We start from the raw sequence: 21,535 nt of genomic DNA, 5'->3' as shown, positions 1-21,535 counted from the left end.
GAGCCCGTCAGCTCGCCGCCGGACCGTTCTCGTCGAGAAGCTTCCTGTACCAGTCGCGCAGCCTGTCGCCGCCCTTGCTCTTCCAGTCGGAGACGGCCTGCTGCATGTCGCCGATCTTCTTGTGGCCGCGGATGATGTCGTCTTCCAGCTGCTCGAAGTCGTTGACGAGGCTGGTGTAACGGGAGGGTTCGGTGACCTGCAGGCCCCAGAACGACGACTTCCTGGTGAAGGCGCCCATCCGCTGCTCCCACTCGACCATGGCCTTGGTGTAGTCCGGCAGGTCGGGGTGGGCGGTGGTCGCGGCGGGGCTCGCCACCATGACGTAGGCGTTGAGGACCTCGTTGTTGCCCTTGTCGTTCTTGACGGGGACGCCGTCCTTGATCGTGTAGTGGGTGCCCTCGACGCCGTAGTTGGTCGTCATCCACTCCTTGGTGCCGTACGGCGCCGCGGTGACGTTGGCGACCGCCAGCACGTCGCGGACGACGGCCTCGGAGGCCTTCTTGTTGACGAAGGCGAAGATGCCGGCCGGGTTCTGGGCGTACAGCGTCGGGTCACCGCCGTCGTGGTTCCAGATGTCCATGCCCCAGATCCTGAAGCCGGGGTTCTGGGTGGCCTGGGAGGCCTGCTGGCCGTACCAGTTGACGATGTTGTTGTTCCAGATGAGGAACTCGCCGGCGGCGAACTTGGGGGCGGGGTCGGTCGCCTGGCTCTTGCCCAGCTTGAAGTCGGGGTGGACGACTCCTGCGGCGAACAGCTTGCGCGTCCACTCGATGGCTTCCAGGTACTCCGGGGTCTCGATGCGGTTGATCAGCCTGCCGTCGACCAGGTTCCACCAGAGCGGCTTCTCCCCGCCTCCGAGTACGCCGAAGGTGTTCATGGCGGTCCACTTCATGTCACCGCAGGCCCACCGGTTGGCCCGGGCGTTGGTGATGTCCTTGCACAGGGCCATGAACTCGTCGGCGGACCGCGGGATCTCGTAGCCCTCCTTGTCGAAGACGTCCCGGCGGTAGAGGGGCACGATGGTCTGGACGGACGGGGAGGGCTGCGGCAGGCCCATCAGCCTGCCGCCGAAGAGGGAGCGCTGCCAGGCGTCGGACGGGATGGCCGCGAGGTTGGGGTACTCCTTGACCCTGTCCCCGGACAGGTACGGGCCGAGGTCGGCGAACTTGCTGATGACGGCGCTGGGTATCTTGCCCATCATGTTCCAGCCGGGGACGACCACGACGTCCGGGACGTCGCTGGACGCGAGGACCGCGCCGAGCTTCTGGTCGTAGGTGTTGCCGTCCTGGTTGCGCCACCGGACGTCGACGCCGATCAGGTCGTTCATCGACGTGTAGTAGGGGTTGTCCTGCTTCGGTGGCGAGCCCCAGAACGGCGACATGACGGTGACCCTGCCGCCTTTGCCGAGCTTCTTCGGGACCGAGGTCCTGAGGGTGGCGACGTCGAGCTTGCCGGTGAAGCCCATGGACGAACCGTTCTCGGACGGGATGTCCGGCGTCACCACGCTGCTGGGTACGTAGGCCGGCAGGAGCCTCTTCGCGTCCTTGCCGGAGGTGGTGCCCTCCCGGGAGCCCCTGTCCGAACCGCCGCACGCGGTGAGCAGCGGCGTCCCGCCGGCGACCGCCGCGGTGGCGACCGCGGTGGAGGCGAGGAAGCTCCTCCTGCTCGGGGAGCCTCTCCGGCTGGGCGCGGAGGAGGCGGAGGCGGCGTTCGGCGTCATTGCGTCAACCCTTCATGGCGCACCAGGACACCCGGCGGTGGGCCGTCGGCTGCGGTGTCTTCAGTGGATCCGGCTGAGCGGAAGCGCGGCTGCCGGGGCGGACAGTCGGCTGCCGGGGCGGGCAGTCGAAGCGCTTCGAAGTTGCTGCGAGGTTAAGTGAACGCGTGGGGGCGCACAAGGGCCGTTCCCAAGATTCCTCCGATCTCCGGCGGGTGCGGGCGGAGTTGGGCGGGCCTTGCCGTGCTGGTGGAAAGTCGGTCTGTTTTGAGTCAGCACCTTGACACCCCGACGTCGGTCGGCCGAGCATCGAAGCGCTTCGAAAGCACCATCCCGCTCCTTGCGCAAGGGGAACCGCCCGTGACCGTTGGCCCGCCGTCCACGCCGCCTTTCCGCGATCCGCACCTGCCGTTCGCGAAGCGCATCGACGATCTGCTGGCGCGGCTCACCCTGGACGAGAGGATCTCCTTCCTGCACCAGTTCACGCCCGCCGTGGAGCGGCTCGGCATCGCCGCCTGGCGGACCGGCCAGGAGGCCCTGCACGGTGTGGCCTGGATGGGTCCGGCGACGGTGTTCCCGCAGGCGGTCGGTCTCGGCGCGACCTGGAACCCGGAGCTGGTGCGCCGGATCGGCGAGGCGGTCTCCAAGGAGGCGCGGGCGATGCGCGCCCGGGACGAGCGGGTCGGCCTCAACGTCTGGTCCCCGACGGTCAACCTGCTGCGCCACCCCCTGTGGGGCCGCAACGAGGAGGGCTACTCGGAGGACCCGAAGCTGACCTCGGCCATCGCCACGGCGTACACGCGGGGCCTGCGCGGGGACCACCCCGTGTACTGGCGCACCGCACCCGTGCTGAAGCACTGGCTGGCGCACAACAACGAGACGGACCGCGCCACCTCGTCGGCCTCCGTACGCCCCCGGGTGCTGCACGAGTACGACCTGCGCGCCTTCAGGGAGACGGTGGAGGCGGGGGCGGTGGCCGGGGTGATGCCCGCCTACAACCTGGTCAACGGCCGTCCCAACCACGTCTCCCCGTACCTGCGCGAGGAGTTGCGCACGTGGACCGACGAGGAGCTGCTGGTCTGCTCGGACGCGGGCGCGTCCTCCAACCTGGTCGACGCCGAGCACTACTTCGACACCCACGAGGAGGCCACCGCGGCGGCCCTGCTGGCCGGCGTGGACAGCTTCACGGACCACGGCACGGACTCCTCGCCGACCACCGCGCGGGTCAGGGGGGCGGTGGCGCGGGGCCTGCTGACGGAGGCGGACATCGACACCGCCGTACGCCGCCAGCTCTCGGTCCGCTTCCGGCTCGGCGAGTTCGACCCGCACTACGACCCGCACGCGGGCACCGGCGAGTTCGACACCCCGGTCCACCGGGCGCTCGCGCGGGAGGCCGCCGAGCAGGCGGTCGTGCTGCTGAAGAACGACGACGGCCTGCTGCCCCTCGCCCCGGACACCCGGATCGCGGTCGTCGGGCTGCTCGCCGACGAGTGCAAGCTCGACTGGTACAGCGGCAGCCTCATCCACCGCTCCACCCCCCTGGAGGGCCTGTACGAGCGGTTCGGCGCGGAGCGCGTGGAGTTCGCGGAGGGCGTGGACCGGGTCCGGCTGCGGACGGCGGCCGGGGCGTTCCTGTCCGTGCCGCCGGCCGAGGCCCCCGACCGGGCCCGCGCCGCCGAGGGCGCGCTGGACCCCGCGCTGCTGTCCGGCCGCACCGACCTGCCGCCGCTGACGACGGACCCGACCGGCACCGAGTTCGCGCTGGCCGACTGGGGGGACGGGGTGCTGACGCTGCGCGCCCCCGACGGGCGCTACCTCTCGGTCGCCGAGGACGGGTACCTCCGCGCCTCCGCCGACCAGCCCGGCGGCTGGGTCGTCCAGGAGACGTTCCGTCTGGAACCGCACCGCGGCGGTCACCTCCTCACGCACCTGGGCACGGGCCGTCATGTGCGGGTCGCCGCCGACGGCGTGAAGGTTGCCGGCACCGGTGACGTCTTCGAGGTCGTCACGGTCGAGCGGGGCGAGGAGGCCGTGGCCCGGGCGGCGGCCGGGGCCGACGTCGTCGTGGTGGTGGCGGGCAACGACCCGCACGTCAACGGCCGCGAGACCGAGGACCGCACGACCCTGCTGCTGCCCGGGCACCAGCGGCGGCTGCTGCACGCGGCCCGGGCCGTCAACCCGCGCACCGTGCTGGTGCTGGTGTCGGCGTACCCGTACGCGGTGGACACGGTCCGGCTGCCGGCCGCGCTGTGGACCGCGCACGGCGGCCAGGCGGCGGGCACGGCCCTGGCCCGGGTACTGGCCGGCGACGTCTCCCCCGCCGGCCGCCTCCCCCAGACCTGGTACGCCTCCGACGCCGACCTGCCCGACCTGCTCGACTACGACGTGATCGGCAGCCGCCAGACCTACCTCTACTTCGACGGCACCCCGCTCTTCCCCTTCGGCCACGGCCTGTCGTACGCGTCGTTCGGGTACGCCGGCCCGGCCGCCCGGGTGGAGGCGGACTCGGTGCTGGTGAGCTGCACGGTCACCAACACCGGGGACCGGACGGCGGACGAGGTGGTGCAGTTGTACGGCCGGGCGGTGGAGCCGTCGGCGGTCCGTCCGCGCCGCGAGCTGCTGGACCACCGCCGGATCACCCTCGCCCCCGGCGAGACGGCCGCCGTCTCCTTCGAGGTCCCGTCGGCCGCACTGGAGTTCTGGGACGTACGACAGGGCGGCTGGCACCGCGAGGGGGGACCGTACGAGCTCCTGCTGGGCGCGTCCAGCGCGGACGTGCGGCTGCGGACGACCGTGCACCTGGAGGGGCCGCCGCCGGCGCCCCGCAGGGTACGGGAGCGCGGCCTGGCCGGCGCCGGTTTCGACGAGCAGTCCGGTGTCGCGCTCGTGGACCGGACGAAGGCGGCGGGCGACGCGGTGACCCCGGCCCACGGCGGGACGGCCGAACTGGTCTACCACGCCTGCGACTTCGGCGCGGGGGTGAGCGAGGTGTCGGCGGAGCTGGCGGGCGAGGGCACCCTGGAACTCTCCCTGGACGGCGGCCCGGTCCTCGCGACCCTCGCCCCGGACACCCCCACGGCCGGCCCGTACTCCTACACCAGGGTGACCGCCGCCCTGGTCGCCGAGGGCGTCCACGACGTCCGCCTCGCACTGCGCGGCCCCCTGCGGCTGGCGCACCTCGACTTCTCCGGTTGAGGGTCCGCGGAAGCCCGGCACCGGGAAGGGGCCCGGCACCGGAAGGCAGCGGTGCCGGGCCCCTCCGGTGCGGCGGCTCGACTCAGGCTACCGAGAGGGTTTCCCCTGACGGCATTCCGGTGCCGGGAACGGCGAACGGCCGCAGCCCCCGCACAGTGGGCTGCGGCCGTTCGGTACCTGACCTGTCCGTGGCAGGTCAGAGCGCGAGGCCGGTCAGGACCAGCACGCGCTCGTAGGTGTAGTCCTCCATCGCGAACCGCACGCCCTCGCGGCCCACACCGGACTGCTTGGCGCCGCCGTACGGCATCTGGTCGGCACGGTAGGACGGGACGTCGCCGATCACCACACCGCCGACCTCCAGGGCGCTGTGGGCACGGAAGGCGACCTGCAGGTCGTGGGTGAACACGCCCGCCTGGAGGCCGTACTTGGAGTCGTTGACCGCGGCGAACGCCTCGGCCTCGCCGTCCACCTTCTGCACGGTGAGGACCGGCCCGAAGACCTCCTCGCAGGCGAGGGTGGTGTCCGCCGGCACGTCGGCGAGCACGGTCGGCGCGTAGGACGCGCCGTCCCGGTCACCGCCGGTGAGCAGGGTGGCGCCGGCCTCGACGGCCTCCTTCACCCAGGACTCGACGCGCTTGGCGGCGTCCTCGCTGACCAGCGGGCCGACGTCCGTCTTGGCGTCGGACGGGTCACCGGTGACCTGGGCCTCGACGGCGGCGACGATGCGCGGCAGCAGCCGGTCGTACACGGAGGCGTCGGCGATGACACGCTGCACCGAGATGCAGGACTGGCCGCCCTGGTAGTTGGAGAAGGTCGCGATGCGGGTCGCGGCCCAGTCCAGGTCGGCGTCGGAGGCGTAGTCGCCGAGGACGACCGCGGCGCCGTTGCCGCCCAGCTCCAGCGTGCAGTGCTTGCGCGGCACCGAGTCCATGATCGCGTAGCCGACCTTCTCGGAACCCGTGAAGGAGATGACCGGCAGGCGCTCGTCCTGGACGAGGGCGGGCATCTTGTCGTTCGGCACCGGGAGGATGCTCCACGACCCGGCCGGCAGGTCGGTCTCGGCGAGCAGCTCACCGAGGATCAGACCGGACAGCGGGGTGGCGGGGGCCGGCTTCAGGATGATCGGGGCACCGGCGGCGATCGCCGGGGCGACCTTGTGCGCGCACAGGTTCAGCGGGAAGTTGAACGGCGCGATGCCGAGCACGACACCCTTCGGGAAGCGGCGGGTCAGCGCGAGCCGGCCCTGGCCGCCCGCGTCGGTGTCGAGGCGCTGGGCCTCGCCGCCGTTGAACCGGCGGGCCTCCTCGGCGGCGAACCGGAACACGGAGACCGCGCGGCCGACCTCGCCCCGGGCCCACTTGATCGGCTTGCCGTTCTCGGCGGAGATCAGCTGGGCGATCTCCTCGGTGCGCTCCGCCAGCCGCTTGCTGACGTGGTCGAGCGCGGCGGCACGCACGTGCGCCGGGGTGCCGGCGAACTCGTCCCGGACGGCGTACGCGGCGGCCACGGCCTCCTCGACCTGGGCGTCGCTCGGCACGCCGACCTTGCCGACGAGCCGGCCGTCCCACGGGGACGTGACGTCGAAGGTGTCCTCGCCGGTGACCTGGCGGCCGGCGAGCCAGAAGGCATGGGTGGAAGTCATGTACGAGTCCCGGCCCTTCCGCGTTGGAGGTGTGCTGCTTGGCTTGCGTGGTCCACGGTAGGGCGGGGCGGGCCGGGGGTCGTTTGTCCGAGTCGTAGCAGTTGCGGTGGGGGTCACTCCGGATTGGCGAGATGGACGGCGGGCGCCGGTCACCGGGCCGGGCGCGGGGCGCCGCCCGCGTCGGTCACTCGGCCGACGTCGTCTTCAGGGCGAGCCACAGCTCCATCCGGACGTCCGGGTCGTCCAGGCTCCGTCCGAGGATCTCCTCGACCCGGCGCATCCGGTACCGCAGGGTGTGCCGGTGCACACCCAGGTCGGCCGCGGCGGCGTCCCACTGGCCGTGCCGGGACAGCCACGCCCGCAGCGAGGCGACGAGGTCCCCCCGCCCGGTCGCGTCGTGCTCGTGCAGCGCCCGCAGGAGCCCGTCGGCGAACGCCTTCACCGCGTCGTCGGCCAGCAGCGGGAGGACGGACCCGGCGGCCAGCTGCTCGTGCTCCACGAACACCCGCCCCCGCCGCCGCGCCACCGACAGCGCCTGCTCGGCCTGTTTGTACGCCGTTGCCGCCGCGATCGGTCCCGCGGGCGCCGACAGGCCGACGACCAGTTCGCCCTCGTCCGCCCGCCCCTGCTCGGCCGCCGTCCGCCCCGCGCTCGCCGTCCGGCCCGCCTCCAGCGCCGCCGCGTACGCGGAGCACGCGGCGACCGCGGCACCCCGGTCGGCGGCCAGCACCACCAGCCGCTCGCCCTCCGGCACGACCAGCACGGCCTCCCCGGCCCGCGCCGCCGCGGACTCCACGGTCTCCGCGAGTTCACCCAGCGCCTCGCCCGCCGCGCCGGACCCGGACTCGGCGACGATCATCCGGAACGGGGCGTCCAGCAGCCCGCCGTACAGATCCCCGGCGACCGCCCGGGCGTGGTCGGGCTCCCCGGCGAGGAGCATGCGCAGCACCGCCGCACCGACGCGCTGCTCGGCCGCGTGCAGGGAGCGGGAGCGTTCGGTGGTGAGGGTGAGCAGGGCGATGGCGGAGTGGACGGCGTACCGTTCGGCGGTGCCGAGCGCGGCGGCCGTCCCCACGGCGAGCGCGGCCCGCGGGCGGCGGCCGGTGCCGAGACTGTGCAGTTCCACGCGGTCCTCGTGGTCGGGGCCGCCGACGACGGAGGAGGCGGGGGCGGGCCGCTCCCGCAGCCGCTCCACCTCGGCGGTGAGCCGGGCGGCACGGCGGCCGGCCCACTCCGGCGCGGCGGCGACGACGGCGCCCGAGGCGTCGTACAGCGCCGCCCAGCCGTCGACCTGGGCGGCGAGCGCGCCGAGCACCCCCTCCGGGCCGGTGTTCAGCGCCTGCTTGGTCAGCTCGCGCTGGGCGGCGAAGCCTGCCGTGACCGCCCGGTACTGGTCGGCGGCGATGGCGGCGGAGACGGCCTTGCTGATGGCGAGGAAGGGGGTGCGGCGGGGCACCTCCAGCAACGGCAGCTCCACCTCGGCGCAGGCGTCGACGAGGGCCTGGGGAATCTCCTCGTAGTTGACCCCCACGGCGAACCCGAGCCCGACCACACCGGCGCCGGCCAGCCGCCGCACGTACCGCCGCATGGCCTCCGGATCCTCCGCGTCCAGCTTGAGCGCGGTGATCAGCAGCAGCTCGCCGCCCTCCATGTACGGCACGGGGTCGGCCAGCTCACTGACGTGCGCCCAGCGGACGGGCACGTCCAGGCGGTCCTCGCCCGCGCGCACGGTCAGCTTCAGCGCGGAGTGGTGGACGAGCGAGGAGAGAGTCGGGGGCATGGGGCCTTCACGGTGAGGGGGATCCGGCGATCGCGGTGACCTTTTGGCCGCCGTGTATGAACGGCCTACCTCGATTCTGCCTCACCGTACGACCCCGCGCTGGCCCCTCACCCCCGCAGATCCACCAGCAACGGCGGCGCGTGCTCCCCCTGCACGGTGGTCAACGACAACACGGCATGCCCCGGCGGCACCCCATGGGCCAACTCGGAAGCCGACCAGCGCTCGCGCTCCACCTGGCGCACGGTGACGGCCTCCGTGGTCACCGCCTTCCCGGTGACCAGCTTGCGCAGGGCATGGATCGCGCGGGTCATCGGCTGGTCCGCGAAGACCGTGTGCCGGGCAACGTCCCGGGTCTCCACCCACTGCGTGCCCCAGGCCTCCGCGAACCGGCTGCCGTCCCAGGTGGTCACGCCGGAGAAGGCCATGCGACAGCCCACGGCCGCGTACAGAGGCCCGTGCAGCGCCTCGGGGACGTCACCGACGGTACGCAGGGCGAGCACCACACCCGCGTTACGGGAGCGCAGGCGTTGGACGCGTCGGACCGACTCCGTTGTCACGGCACCGGTGGCGTCGTCCAGGACGAGACAGGCGAAGTGGGTCCGTTCGCACGTCATGGCCAGGGCGGTGAACTGGGCGAGAAGCAGGCGGGTGAGCAGTCGGGACGCCTCGTCGTGTCCGCGGTCGGGGAGGTCGATCCGGACGCGCAGCGGATGGTGGGCGACGGCGCGCAGCGAGAACGGCCGGGCCTGCCCCTGGTCGGCGCCGAAGAACCCGGCGAACGCCGGCCGGTCCAGCGCGGCCAGGCGGTCGGCCAGCGCCGGCCCGGGGTCGCCCGTACTGCCCGCCTGCCGGGCGCGCGCGTCCAGCTCGCGACGCATCACGGTGTGCTCCTCCCCCGCCAGCGCCTCCCGCAGCGCGGACAGGGCCGAGGGCTCGCCTTCCAGGAGCTCCCTGAGCTGGGGCAGGGTCGGGAAGCGTCCGTACGCGGCCCGGTACGGTCCGAGGAGCTGGGCCAGCGCGGTGGTGGCCCGCTGTCCGCTGATCGTGTCCAGATCGCCGGCCAGTCCCTCCGCGAGGAAGGCCGCCGCCTCGTCCGGGTCCTCGGAGTCCGCGTAGGGGTCCAGGTCGTACACGGACGCGGGGTCTCCGAGCCGCACGACGACGTCGTAGGAGGAGTCGGGGCCCAGGGGCGTGCCGGCCGCGCAGACGGTGACGACCGCGCACTGCCCGGCGAGGGCCTGCAGGCCGAGCGACTCGACCACGGGCCGGATGAGGTGAGCCGTCTTGCCCGACCCCGAGGGCCCCACGGCCAGCAGCGAGGTGCCGAGGGTGTCGGGTCCGAGCGCCGCACCTGCTCCAGCGTAAGCCGGCGGCGTGCGGTCGCCGGCGGCCCACTGGCCGATGCGTACCTCCCGGGCCAGCAGATCGTGCCGGGCGGACCGGCCCGGCAGGTCGCGGGAGCCGGAAGGATGGGTCCAGGCGGCGGCGCCCTCGCGGAGCACCGTCTCGGTGAAAGAGGAGAGCCGCGCACGGCCCCGGGCCACGGTCCACATGTGAGCGACCCGCGCGCAGTCCACGTCGTTCATCCGGCCGGCGTACAGCTCGGCGGTGAGCAGGTCCGCGGCCTCGTGCTGACCGGCTTCCCGCAGGTGGGGCCAGCGTGACGGCCGCCGGTCGACGGCCGGCTCGGCGACCTGGTCCGGCGTGGCCCGCCCGCGCGCGGCGATCGCCTCCTTGGCGAGGGGCAGCCAGCCGCCGATCCGGGCGAACGGCCACAGCACCAGCAGGGTGATGAGCGCGTACAGCCCGTCCGTCAGCAGCTTCGACCCGAACACCGCGTAGTCGCCGGTGATCAGGACGATGAGGGAGAACAGCGGGTCCTGCACGGGCAGGGCGTCCCAGCCGAGGCCGAAGGCGCTGGGGAAGACGAAGGCCAGAGCCACGAGTGCGCCGAGGGCGGCGATCAGGGCGCGAGCGGGCTGTGCGCGGCGGGTGACCACATGCCGGATGATGTCGGACCAGCTGCCGAGGCGCGCCATGGCGAAGACGAGGACGGCGAAGACCACGCCGTCGGCGACCGTGATCGCCTCTGCACCTTGGTAGCCCTTCGGTGACGTGGTTCCGGCCCACCACCAGTCGTCCGGGGTGAGCAGCTGCAGGAGGGCCCACTGGTAGGGCACGCTGCCGTGCCGCCACAGTGACCACAGAAAGAGCCCCACCACCAGCGGGACGATGAAGCCGACGATCGTGACGGGAGCCAGGCGCTGCCCGCCACCTGCGGTTTTGGCCGGACGGTACCCGAAGCGCCAGATACCGGGCTGGACGGCCGGGCGCGGCTCGTCCACCCAGTCGGCCACGGGCGAGCGCAGAGGCGCGTAGGGCTGGGCGGCCGGGGGTCGGACAGCCGGGGGCGGCACGTCAGGCGCCTGTGTCGGCATGGGCGGCACCCCCACCCCCTCAACCGAAGCCATAGGCCGTGGTACAGGGTTCGTGTGCGTGCCGCGTGGGTCCCGCGTGCTGTCGCTGTCCATCGAGCCTGCCCCCTGACCAGCGCGTGCGTCCGCCGTTCCGTCCGTCATCAGCGAGTCAATCTAACGCCCCGGGAAGGGGAGTTCACCGCTTACATGGCCGGAAGCGGCGGCGGGCGCCCGGGTGGGCTATGTCCACGGCGGACAACGGGAGCCGCCGACAACGCCCACATGGAGCATGCCGACCCCCCGGAACCGGTCTTAGCCTGCGAGAAAAGAAGGTATGCGTCCGAAAACGCACCGCCCGGAACTCCCCGGGACCGCCCGGTACGCAAGATCATCAGGGAGCCCCCATGACCGCACTTCCGCAGGAGCGCCGCGTCGTCACCGCCATCCCCGGCCCGAAGTCGCAGGAGCTTCAGGCCCGCCGTACCGCCGCGGTCGCACAGGGCGTGGGCTCCGTGCTGCCCGTGTTCACCACGCGCGCGGGCGGCGGCATCATCGAGGACGTCGACGGCAACCGGCTCATCGACTTCGGTTCCGGTATCGCCGTGACCTCCGTCGGTGCCTCCGCCGAGGCCGTCGTACGGCGGGCGAGCGCCCAGCTCGCCGACTTCACCCACACCTGTTTCATGGTCACCCCGTACGAGGGCTACGTGGAGGTCGCGGAGGCGCTGGCCGAGCTGACCCCGGGTGACCACGCCAAGAAGTCCGCGCTGTTCAACTCCGGCGCCGAGGCCGTCGAGAACGCCGTCAAGATCGCGCGTGCGTACACCAAGCGGCAGGCCGTGGTCGTGTTCGACCACGGCTACCACGGGCGCACCAACCTGACCATGGCGCTGACCGCGAAGAACATGCCGTACAAGCACGGGTTCGGGCCGTTCGCCCCCGAGGTGTACCGCGTGCCGGTGGCGTACGGCTACCGCTGGCCGACCGGCCCGGAGAACGCCGGCCCCGAGGCCGCCGCGCAGGCCATCGACCAGATCACCAAGCAGGTCGGCCCGGACAACGTCGCCGCGATCATCATCGAGCCGCTGCTGGGCGAGGGCGGCTTCATCGAGCCCGCGAAGGGCTTCCTGCCGGCGATCCGGCAGTTCGCCGCCGACAACGGCATCGTCTTCGTCGCGGACGAGATCCAGTCCGGTTTCTGCCGGACCGGGCAGTGGTTCGCCTGCGAGGACGAGGGCATCGTGCCCGACCTGATCACGACCGCCAAGGGCATCGCCGGCGGTCTGCCGCTCGCCGCCGTCACCGGGCGCGCCGAGATCATGGACGCCGCGCACGCCGGTGGGCTGGGTGGTACGTACGGCGGCAACCCCGTCGCCTGCGCGGCTGCGCTCGGTGCCATCGAGACCATGAAGGAGCAGGACCTCAACGGCAAGGCCAAGCGCATCGAGGAGGTCATGAAGGGCCGCCTCGCCACGATGGCCGAGAAGTTCGACATCATCGGTGACGTGCGCGGGCGCGGCGCGATGATCGCCATCGAGCTGGTCAAGGACCGGGCCACCAAGGAGCCGAACCCCGAGGCCACCGCCGCGCTCGCCAAGGCCTGCCACGCCGAGGGTCTGCTGGTCCTGACCTGCGGCACCTACGGCAACGTGTTCCGCTTCCTGCCCCCGCTGGTGATCGGCGAGGACCTGCTGAACGAGGGCCTCGACATCATCGAGCAGGCGTTCGCGCGCATCTGAGCAGCGAATCCGCACCCCTGAAGGGTGCCTGCGGCAGGCCGTGTGAAGAAGGTGTGGGGGGTGGATGACGGGAGCGGATTCCGTCTGCCCAAGCGCCCCGGCCTGCCGTAGGTTCTTCCCAGATGAGAGATACACCCGTCCACAGGGGACTGCGGACGGACGCCGGGCCGGGGCCTCCCCAGCTTCGACCTGGTCGTGCCCTCGCGCACACCACCGGCGCCTGACGGCTCCGGGATCTCCTCACCGATCGGACGGTCGCCGCCCCAAACCCCCCGGGGCGCGCGACGTTCCGGTCCGGACGGCCGCCTCGGAACCACCCCCCCGTTCCGAGGCGGCCGACCTCCTTCCCGCCGGCTCTCTGCCAAGCTGGGCGCATGCTGCTCCTGGTCCTCCCGGCGGTCGCGCTGGCCCTCTTCACCTGGCAGGTCCTCGTCGACGGGCCGCTGCTGCGGCTGGACGCGGACGCCAGCCGCGCCCTCGTCCACCCGGACCGCCTCTCCCAGCTCCTCTCCGACCTCGGCAACGTCCAGGTCGCCCTTCCCGTGCTCGCCGCGGCCCTCGGCTACGCGGCCTGGCGGGGCCGGGCCGCCGGTGCCGGGCGGTGGTGGCTGCCGCCGCTCGCCGCGGCCGTGGCGATGGCGCTGGTCCCGGCGGTCGTCGTACCGCTGAAGGTGTGGACGGCCCGGCCGGGGACACCGGTGGTGCCCCCGGGGACCGGCTACTTCCCGTCCGGCCATACGACGACGGCGGCGGTCGCGTACGGTTCGGCGACCCTGCTCCTGCTGCCCTGGCTGCGCTCCCCCGCCGCCCGCCGCGCCCTGGTCACCGGGTGCCTGGCCCTCGTCCTCGGGGTGTCGTACGGCCTGGTCCGCCACGGCTGGCACTGGCCGCTGGACGTGGTGGCCGGCTGGTGCCTGAGCACGGTGCTGCTGGCCGCCCTGTCCCCGGTGCTCAGCCGAAGTACGCGTCGAAGTTCTTCTGGAACTCCCAGTTCGCGTACCGGTCCCAGTTCACCGACCAGGTCATCAGCCCCCGCAGCGCGGGCCAGCTCCCGTGCGGGGCGTACGAGCCGCAGTTCGTCTTCCTCGTCAGGCAGTCCAGGGTCCTGGTGACCTCCGCCGGGGAGACGTAGCCGTTGCCCGCGTTCACCGACGCCGGCATGCCGATGGCGACCTGGTCGGGGCGCAGCGGCGGGAAGACGTTGTCCGGGTCGCCGGCCACCGGGAAGCCGGTGAGCAGCATGTCGGTCATGGCGATGTGGAAGTCGGCGCCGCCCATGGAGTGGTACTGGTTGTCCAGGCCCATGATCGGGCCGGAGTTGTAGTCCTGGACGTGCAGCAGGGTCAGGTCGTCGCGCAGGGCGTGGATGACCGGCAGGTAGGCGCCGCAGCGCGGGTCCTGGCCGCCCCACTTGCCGGTGCCGTAGTACTGGTAGCCGTTCTGGACGAAGAAGGTCTCCGGCGCCATCGTGAGGACGAACTTCGCGCCGTACCCGGCCTTCAGGGTCTTCAGCGCCGAGATGAGGTTCACGATCACGGGGGTGGTCGGGTTCCTGAAGTCCGTGTCGTTGGTGTCGAGGGACAGCGAATGGCCCTCGAAGTCGATGTCGAGGCCGTCGAGGCCGTACTCGTCGATGATCTTCGAGACCGAGGTGACGAAGGCGTCGCGGGCCGCGGTCGTGGTCAGCTGGACCTGGCCGTTCTGGCCGCCGATGGAGATCAGCACCTTCTTGCCGGCGGCCTGCTTGGCCTTGATCGCCGCCTTGAACTCGGCGTCGCTCTCGACGTTCGGGCACTCGGTGACCGGGCAGCGGGTGAAGCGGATGTCTCCGGAGGTGGACGAGGTGGGCTCGCCGAAGGCGAGGTCGATCACGTCCCAGCTGTCGGGGACGTCGGCGAGCCGGGTGTAGCCGGCACCGTTGGCGAAGCCGGCGTGCAGGTAGCCGACGAGGGCGTGGGCGGGCAGGTCGGACGAGCCGCCACCGCCGCTACCGGCGCCGGTCGTCGCGGTCACGACGGCGGACCTCGCGGACTCGCCGGCGTCGTTCACGGCGGTGACCTGGAAGCCGTACGCCGTCGAGGCCGCGAGGCCGGAGACGGTCGCCGAGGTGCCGGTCACCGTCTGGACCCTGGTGCCGTCGCGGTAGACCGCGTAACCGGTCGCGCCGGTCACCGCCGACCAGGACAGGCCGACGGAGGACGCGGTCACGGTGGTGGTCCTCAGACCGGCCGGGGCGGCGGGCGGCTGTGTGGTGCCGCTGCCGCCGGGGCCGACGAGGGTGAGGTCGTCGGCCTGGTAGGCGCCGGTGCCGTACCAGCCGTGGGTGTGGATCGTGACCTTGGTGGTGGTCGCCCCGGTGCGGAAGGTGGTGCTCAGCCGCTGCCAGTCGGGGGCGGACTGGGTCCAGGCGGAGACGTCGGTGGTGCCGGTGCCGCTCGCGCCGAGGTAGACGTAGGAGCCGCGGACGTAACCGGACAGGGTGTACTGCGCGTCCGGCCGCACGGTGACCGTCTGGGAGCACTGGGCGTTGTCGCTGCCGGCCGGGGTGGCCTGGAGCGCGGAACGCCCGCTGTGCACGGGTGAGGTGACGGTCGTGCCGGCCGTGCACGTCCAGCCGGTGAGGCCGGACTCGAAGCCGCCGTTGACCGCGACGTCCGCGTCGGCCGCACGGGCGGCCGACGAGAGCGCGGTGATGCCGGGTACCGCCAGCAGGGCGGCCGTGAGCGCGGTGAGGACGGGTCTCGGACGTCGGGCGCGGTCCACAAGGGCCTCCGTGATCGGGGGAGTTGGAGGGGCGGAGCGCACACAACTTGGTCCAGACCAATCCTGTTGTCAAGGTGTCGGGCCGCTACTCCTCCTCATCCCGCCGCCTGGCCGGTCCGGCCGCGGCCTCGTGCATCGCCAGTTCCAGCAGCGCCGGATCGGTCAGCGTGCCCGAGCCGTCGGGCGGCACCAGCCAGCGCACCCCGCGGGTCGCCCGCCCCGGATACGGCACGACGATCCAGGTGCCGGCTCCGGCGGTGCGGACACCGGTGCCGAGCCAGCGGGCCGCCGTGCCCGGGGGAACCAGGAACCCCACCCGGCTGTCGCCGAAGTCCACGAGCACCGGACCGAGTTGGTCGAGGATGCGGGTGAGCACGTCCAGGGTCGGATAGCCGAGGTGCCCCGGCAGGATCAGGACGTCCCACGCCTTGCCGGCGGGCAGCAGGGCGACCCCCAGGGGGTTGCGTTCCCACTCCCGGCGGCAGGCCTCGGGATCCGGTGCGACGGATGCCAGCCATTCGACCGCCGTCTTCGCCCCAGTCATGAGAAGACCTCCCTTGTCTCTCGTGGACGCGGTCGCGTCACAAGGGAGAGGGAGGTCCTCCGGGGGCATTACGCGGGTTCGCCCGACCCCTCGGGGTGATCCGGCTCACCACGACGGCCGGGCCGGCCGCGTCAGCTGTCGAAGCCCAGTCCCAGTCTGTCCATCGCCCGCAGCCACAGGTTGCGGCGGCCACCGTGGGCGTCCGCCCGGGCCAGGGACCACTTGGTGAGGGCGATGCCGGTCCAGGCGAACGGCTCCGGCGGGAACGGCAGCGGCTTCTTGCGGACCATCTCCAGCTCGGTCCGCTCGGTGCGCTCCCCGTCCAGCAGGTCCAGCATCACGTCCGCGCCGAACCGGGTCGCGCCGACGCCGAGGCCGGTGTAGCCCGCCGCGTAGGCCACCCGGCCCTGGTGGGCGGTGCCGAAGAAGGCCGAGAAGCGTGAGCAGGTGTCGATCGCGCCGCCCCAGGCGTGGGTGAAGCGGACGCCCTCCAGCTGCGGGAAGCACGTGAAGAAGTGGCCCGCGAGCTTGGCGTAGGTCTCCGGCCGGTCGTCGTACTCGGCGCGGACCCGGCCGCCGTAGGGGTAGATCGCGTCGTAACCGCCCCACAGGACGCGGTTGTCGGCGGACAGCCGGAAGTAGTGGAACTGGTTGGCCGAGTCGCCGAGGCCCTGCCGGTTCTTCCAGCCGATCGAGGAGAGCTGGTCCGCGGTCAGCGGCTCGGTCATCAGCGCGTAGTCGTAGACCGGGACGGTGTACGACCGCACGCGGCGCAGCAGGCTCGGGAAGATGTTCGTGCCGAGCGCGACCCTGCGGGCGCGGACGCCGCCGTACGGGGTGCGTACGGCCATCCCGGCGCCGTAGCTCTTCAGGGTGAGGGCGGGGGTGTGCTCGTACACCCGCACCCCGAGGTCCAGGCAGGCCTTCTTCAGGCCCCAGGCCAGCTTGGCGGGGTGCAGCATGGCCACGCCCCGGCGGTCCCACAGGCCCGCCTGGAAGGTGGGCGAGTTCACCTGTTCGCGCACGGCGTCGGCGTCCAGGAACTCGATGCCGTCCGCGAGGCCCTTCTCCTCCAGTCGGCGGTGCCAGTCGCGCAGTTCCCAGGCCTGGTACGTCTCGGTGGCGACGTCGATCTCGCCGGTGCGCTCGAAGTCGCAGTCGATGCCGTGCCGGGCGACCGCCGCCTCGATCTCGTCGAGGTTGCGCCGGCCCAGCTCCTGCAGCCGGTGGATCTCGTCGGGCCAGCGGGCCAGGCCGTTGGGCAGGCCGTGGGTGAGGGAGGCGGCGCAGAAGCCGCCGTTGCGGCCGGAGGCGGCCCAGCCCACCTCGCGGCCTTCCAGCAGGACCACATCGCGCTGCGGGTCGCGCTCCTTGGCGTTGAGCGCGGTCCACAGCCCGCTGTAGCCGCCGCCGACGACGAGCAGGTCACAGGTTTCGGCGGAGGTGAGGGCGGGCTCGGCGGGCGGCTTGCCGGGGTCTTCCAGCCAGTACGGGACCGGCTGGGCTTCGGAGAGAGAGGCGATCCAGTCGTCTGTGCCACGGCTCATGGCGCTTGGGGCCATGATTTCAACTCCCTACAAAGGCTGCGTCAAGGCCTATGCCTTGTGCTTGTTCCGGCGGTTCGTGACGACCATCGACGTCAGCACGAAGAGGACGGCGACGAGGAACATCGCCGTACCGATGACGTTGATCTGCACGGGCGTTCCGCGCTGCGCCGAACCCCATACGAACATGGGGAACGTGACGGTCGAACCGGCGTTGAAATTGGTGATGATGAAATCGTCGAAGGAGAGCGCGAAGGAGAGCAGCGCGCCCGCGGCGATTCCGGGGGCCGCGATGGGCAGGGTGACCCGCAGGAAGGTCTGCACGGGACCGGCGTACAGGTCCCGGGCGGCCTCTTCGAGCCGCGGGTCCATCGACATCACGCGTGCCTTGACGGCGGTGACGACGAAGCTCAGGCAGAACATGATGTGGGCGATCAGGATCGTCCAGAAGCCCAGCTGGGCGCCCATGTTGAGGAACAGGGTGAGCAGCGAGGCGGCCATGACGACCTCGGGCATCGCCATCGGCAGGAAGATCAGCGAGTTCACGGCGCCGCGGGCGCGGAAGCGGTAGCGGACCAGCGCGAAGGAGATCATCGTGCCGAGGATCGTGGCGCCGACCGTCGCCCACACGGCGATCTGGAGGCTGAGGGACAGCGAGCCGCACATGTCGGCGACACCGCACGGGTCCTTCCAGGCGTCCGTGGAGAACTGCTGCCATTCGTAGTTGAAGCGCCCCTTCGGTCTGTTGAAGGAGAACACCGTGACGACGATGTTGGGCAGCAGGAGATAGGCGAGCGTCAGCAGTCCGGCGATGACGACGAGACGGCGCTTGAGCCAGTTGACGACGGGCATTTAGACCAGGTCCTCCGTCCCGGACCGGCGGATGTAGAGCGTGACCATGGCCAGGATCGCGGCCATGAGGATGAAGGAGAGGGCCGCGGCCGTCGGATAGTCCAGGATGCGCAGGAACTGCGTCTGGATGACGTTGCCGATCATGCGGGTGTCGGTGGAGCCGAGGAGTTCGGCGTTCACGTAGTCACCGGCCGCCGGGATGAAGGTCAGCAGTGTTCCGGAGACCACACCCGGCATGGACAGCGGGAAGGTGACCTTGCGGAAGGTGGTCCACGGCCGGGCGTACAGGTCGCCGGCGGCCTCGTGCAGCCGGCCGTCGATCCGCTCCAGCGAGGTGTACAGGGGCAGGATCATGAACGGCAGGAAGTTGTACGTCAGACCGCACACCACCGCGAGCGGGGTGGCGAGGACGCGGTCGCCGGCGGTCCAGCCGAGCCAGTCGGTGAGGTCCAGGACGTGCAGCGAGTTCAGGGCGTGCACGACCACGCCGTTGTCCGCGAGGATCGTCTTCCAGGCCAGGGTGCGGATCAGGAAGCTGGTGAAGAACGGCGCGATCACCAGGATCATGATCAGGTTCTTCCAGCGGCCGGCGCGGAAGGCGATCAGGTAGGCCAGCGGATAGCCGAGCAGCAGGCACAGCACGGTCGCGGCGGCGGCGTAGAAGACGGACCGCAGGAACTGCGGCCAGTACTCGGACAGCGCGTCCCAGTAGGTGGCGAAGTGCCAAGTGACCTTGTAGCCCTCCTCCAGGGAGCCCTGCTGCACGGAGGTGGAGGCCTGGTAGACCATCGGCAGCGCGAAGAAGACGATCAGCCAGAGCATGCCGGGCAGCAGCAGCCAGTACGGGGTGAACCGGCCGCGCCTGCGCGGGGGCTTCTTCTCGGGTGCCGTGGGTGCGAGGGGCGGGGGCGCCTCGGTGAGCGTGGACATCAGGCGGCGACCTCTTCCTCGGTGCCCGCGTCGATGCGCTGCGCCGCGTCCAGGCCGAAGGTGTGCGCCGGGCTCCAGTGCAGGACGACGTCGGCGCCGGGGACGAGCCGGCCGTCGCGCTCGACGTTCTGGACGTACACCGCCAGCTCGTCGCAGACGGGGCTGTCGATGACGTACTGCGTGGAGACGCCGATGAAACTGGCGTCGGCGATCCTGCCGGTGAGGCGGTTGCGGCCGTCCGGGATCTCCCCCGCGTCGTCGGCGTGCGTGAGCGAGATCTTCTCCGGGCGGATGCCGACCAGCACCTTGCCGCCGGCCGTCGTCGGGGCGGAACACCGCGCCTCGGGCAGCACCAGCTTGCCGCCGCCCGCCTTGAGCACGATGTCGTCGCCGTTCTTCGTGTCGACCTCGGCCTCGATGAGGTTGGAGGTGCCGAGGAAGTTCGCGACGAAGGTGCTCCGCGGGTTCTCGTACAGGTCGGCCGGCGAGCCGAGCTGCTCGACCCGGCCGCCGTTCATCACGGCGACCGTGTCGGCCATGGTCATGGCCTCCTCCTGGTCGTGCGTGACGTGGACGAAGGTGATGCCGACCTCGGTCTGGATGCGCTTCAGCTCCAGCTGCATCTGCCGGCGCAGCTTGAGGTCGAGGGCGCCGAGCGGCTCGTCGAGGAGGAGCACCTTGGGGTGGTTGATCAGCGCACGGGCCACGGCGACCCGCTGCTGCTGGCCGCCGGAGAGCTGGTGCGGCTTCTTGCGCGCCTGCTCGCCCAGCTGGACCAGTTCCAGCATGTCCTCGACCTGCTTCTTGACGCTCTTGACACCGCGCCGGCGCAGACCGAAGGCGACGTTCTCGAAGATGTCCAGGTGCGGGAAGAGGGCGTAGGACTGGAAGACCGTGTTGACCGGCCGCTTGTACGGCGGAAGGTGGGTGACGTCCTGGTCGCCGAGCCGGACGGTGCCGCTCGTGGGCTCCTCCAGGCCGGCGATCATGCGCAGGGTGGTGGTCTTGCCGCAGCCGGAGGCGCCGAGCAGGGCGAAGAAGGAGCCCTCGGGCACGATCAGGTCCAGCGGGTGGACGGCGGTGAAGGAGCCGTAGGTCTTGGAGATGCCGGAGAGGCGGACGTCGCCGCTGTTGTCTGGTGTCGTCTTCATCGTCGTCACGCCCCTGTGAGCTTCGCGAACTTCTCTTCGTAGGCCGTCTCTTCCTTCTGGCTCAGGGAGCGGAAGGCATGGGACTTCGCCTGCATGGCCTTGTCGGGGACGATCAGCGGGTTGTCCGCGGCGTCCTTGTCGATCTTCGCAAGGTACGGCTTCACGCCGTCGACCGGCGTCACGTAGTTGATGTAGGCGGCGAGCGCGGCGGCCTGCTCGGGCTCGTAGAAGAAGTCGATGAGCCGCTCGGCGTTCGTCTTGTGCCGGGCCCTGTTCGGTACGCACATGTTGTCGGTCGACGTGATGTAGCCGCTGTCCGGGACGACGAAGTCGACGTCCGGGCTGTCGGCCTTCAGCTGGACCACGTCACCGGCCCAGGCGACGCAGGCCGCGAAGTCGCCCTTGGTCAGGTCGGAGGTGTAGTCGTTGCCGGTGAAGCGGCGGATCTGGCCCTTGTCGACGGCCTTCTGGAGCCGGGCGATCGCCGCGTCGAAGTCGTCGTCGGTGAACCGCGCCGGGTCCTTGCCCATGTCGAGCAGGGTCATGCCGATGGAGTCCCGCATCTCCGACAGGAAGCCGACGCGCCCCTTCAGCCTGGGGTTGTCGAGCAGGTCGGAGACCGACGTCACCTCGACGCCGTCGAGCGCCTTCTTGTTGTAGGCGATCACCGTCGAGATGCCCTGCCAGGGGTACGAGTACGCCCGCCCGGGATCCCAGTCGGGGTCGCGGAACTGGGGCGAGAGGTTCGTGTACGCGTGCGGGAGGTGGGACGGGTCCAGTTTCTGCACCCAGCCGAGGCGGATCAGCCGGGCGGCCAGCCAGTCGGTGAGGACGATGATGTCCCGGCCGGTGTCCTGGCCCGCGGCGAGCTGCGGCTTGATCTTGCCGAAGAACTCGTTGTTGTCGTTGATGTCCTCGGTGTAGTCGACCGTGATGCCGGTCCGCCTGCGGAAGGTCTCCAGGGTGGGGTGGTGCTTGCCGCTGTCGTCGACGTCGATGTACTCGGTCCAGTTGGAGAAGTTCACGACCTTCTCCCGGGCCGAGTGGTCCTGGGCGGAGGTGCCGCCCTGGCTCCGGCCCGCCGCGGGGATCCCGCAACCGCTCAGCGCCCCGAGGCCACCGGCCGCGAGCGCACCGGTCGCGGAGGCCCGCAGCAGCGACCGGCGGGTCAGGGCGGCCCTGCCGCCCAGCAGGCTGCGCCGCATCGCGGCCGCTTGGGGCGGGGTCAGGCGGTCGGGCTCGTACTGCTCCATGCGCATGG

At 71.7% G+C, this 21,535-nt stretch carries 13 protein-coding genes and 1 pseudogene; 3 read left to right on the top strand and 11 right to left on the bottom strand.

Translation table 11 applies throughout. From position 1 onward, the window contains the following. Window positions 1-7 precede the first annotated feature (7 nt). Complete coding sequence (locus tag ACZ7N4_RS20420; protein WP_471359715.1) at window positions 8-1,720, bottom strand: extracellular solute-binding protein; 1,713 nt, start codon at window positions 1,718-1,720, stop codon at window positions 8-10. A 357-nt stretch (window positions 1,721-2,077) separates the two neighbouring features. Between ACZ7N4_RS20420 and ACZ7N4_RS20415 the strand changes: the two genes are divergently transcribed. After that, window positions 2,078-4,912, top strand: coding sequence for a glycoside hydrolase family 3 C-terminal domain-containing protein (locus ACZ7N4_RS20415; RefSeq protein ID WP_471359714.1), 2,835 nt, complete (start codon window positions 2,078-2,080; stop codon window positions 4,910-4,912). Between the two features lie 196 nt (window positions 4,913-5,108). Here ACZ7N4_RS20415 and ACZ7N4_RS20410 read toward each other — a convergent pair whose 3' ends face one another. The 3 genes from ACZ7N4_RS20410 to ACZ7N4_RS20400 all read right to left on the bottom strand — a co-directional run bounded on the left by ACZ7N4_RS20410 (window position 5,109) and on the right by ACZ7N4_RS20400 (window position 10,865). Further along, window positions 5,109-6,554, bottom strand: coding sequence for an aldehyde dehydrogenase family protein (locus tag ACZ7N4_RS20410; RefSeq protein ID WP_471359713.1), 1,446 nt, complete (start codon window positions 6,552-6,554; stop codon window positions 5,109-5,111). A 184-nt stretch (window positions 6,555-6,738) separates the two neighbouring features. After that, window positions 6,739-8,334: a PucR family transcriptional regulator gene (locus ACZ7N4_RS20405; protein WP_471359712.1), complete on the bottom strand. Its 1,596-nt coding sequence runs from the start codon at window positions 8,332-8,334 to the stop codon at window positions 6,739-6,741. Between the two features lie 107 nt (window positions 8,335-8,441). Further along, a complete protein-coding gene (locus tag ACZ7N4_RS20400; protein ID WP_471359711.1) occupies window positions 8,442-10,865 on the bottom strand; it encodes a type IV secretory system conjugative DNA transfer family protein in 2,424 nt (807 codons plus the stop codon). Window positions 10,866-11,155: 290 nt separating this feature from the next. On the opposite strand from ACZ7N4_RS20400, the gene gabT reads away from it, so the two are divergent. Both gabT and ACZ7N4_RS20390 read left to right on the top strand, forming a co-directional pair. Then, complete coding sequence (gene gabT, locus ACZ7N4_RS20395; RefSeq protein WP_471359710.1) at window positions 11,156-12,490, top strand: 4-aminobutyrate--2-oxoglutarate transaminase; 1,335 nt, start codon at window positions 11,156-11,158, stop codon at window positions 12,488-12,490. Window positions 12,491-12,864: 374 nt separating this feature from the next. Continuing rightward, window positions 12,865-13,389, top strand: a pseudogene (locus ACZ7N4_RS20390) (phosphatase PAP2 family protein); the annotation flags it as partial. A 52-nt stretch (window positions 13,390-13,441) separates the two neighbouring features. Here the strand turns inward: ACZ7N4_RS20390 and ACZ7N4_RS20385 are convergent. The 7 genes from ACZ7N4_RS20385 to ACZ7N4_RS20355 form a co-directional block, all read right to left on the bottom strand. Next, the gene (locus ACZ7N4_RS20385) at window positions 13,442-15,253 is read right to left on the bottom strand and encodes a chitinase (RefSeq protein WP_471359709.1); all 1,812 of its coding nucleotides are present in this window, start codon (window positions 15,251-15,253) and stop codon (window positions 13,442-13,444) included. Window positions 15,254-15,338: 85 nt separating this feature from the next. Beyond that, window positions 15,339-15,797, bottom strand: coding sequence for a hypothetical protein (locus ACZ7N4_RS20380; RefSeq protein ID WP_471359708.1), 459 nt, complete (start codon window positions 15,795-15,797; stop codon window positions 15,339-15,341). A 131-nt stretch (window positions 15,798-15,928) separates the two neighbouring features. Beyond that, window positions 15,929-17,359 (bottom strand): NAD(P)/FAD-dependent oxidoreductase, encoded by a 1,431-nt coding sequence (locus ACZ7N4_RS20375; protein ID WP_471359707.1) that lies wholly within the window; start codon window positions 17,357-17,359, stop codon window positions 15,929-15,931. A 33-nt stretch (window positions 17,360-17,392) separates the two neighbouring features. After that, window positions 17,393-18,193 carry an ABC transporter permease gene (locus ACZ7N4_RS20370; protein ID WP_471359706.1) on the bottom strand — a complete coding sequence of 267 codons (801 nt, stop codon included), beginning with the start codon at window positions 18,191-18,193 and terminating at the stop codon, window positions 17,393-17,395. Beyond that, window positions 18,194-19,123, bottom strand: coding sequence for an ABC transporter permease (locus ACZ7N4_RS20365; RefSeq protein WP_471359705.1), 930 nt, complete (start codon window positions 19,121-19,123; stop codon window positions 18,194-18,196). After that, window positions 19,123-20,283: an ABC transporter ATP-binding protein gene (locus ACZ7N4_RS20360; protein WP_471359704.1), complete on the bottom strand. Its 1,161-nt coding sequence runs from the start codon at window positions 20,281-20,283 to the stop codon at window positions 19,123-19,125. The genes ACZ7N4_RS20365 and ACZ7N4_RS20360 overlap by 1 nt, the downstream gene beginning before the upstream one ends. After that, window positions 20,280-21,527: a polyamine ABC transporter substrate-binding protein gene (locus ACZ7N4_RS20355; RefSeq protein WP_471359703.1), complete on the bottom strand. Its 1,248-nt coding sequence runs from the start codon at window positions 21,525-21,527 to the stop codon at window positions 20,280-20,282. Before ACZ7N4_RS20355 ends, ACZ7N4_RS20360 begins: the two co-directional genes overlap by 4 nt. Window positions 21,528-21,535: the final 8 nt, after the last annotated feature.

Source organism: Streptomyces sp. NPDC107654 (assembly GCF_055639035.1).
This window is presented reverse-complemented; position numbering and strand designations above follow the sequence as displayed.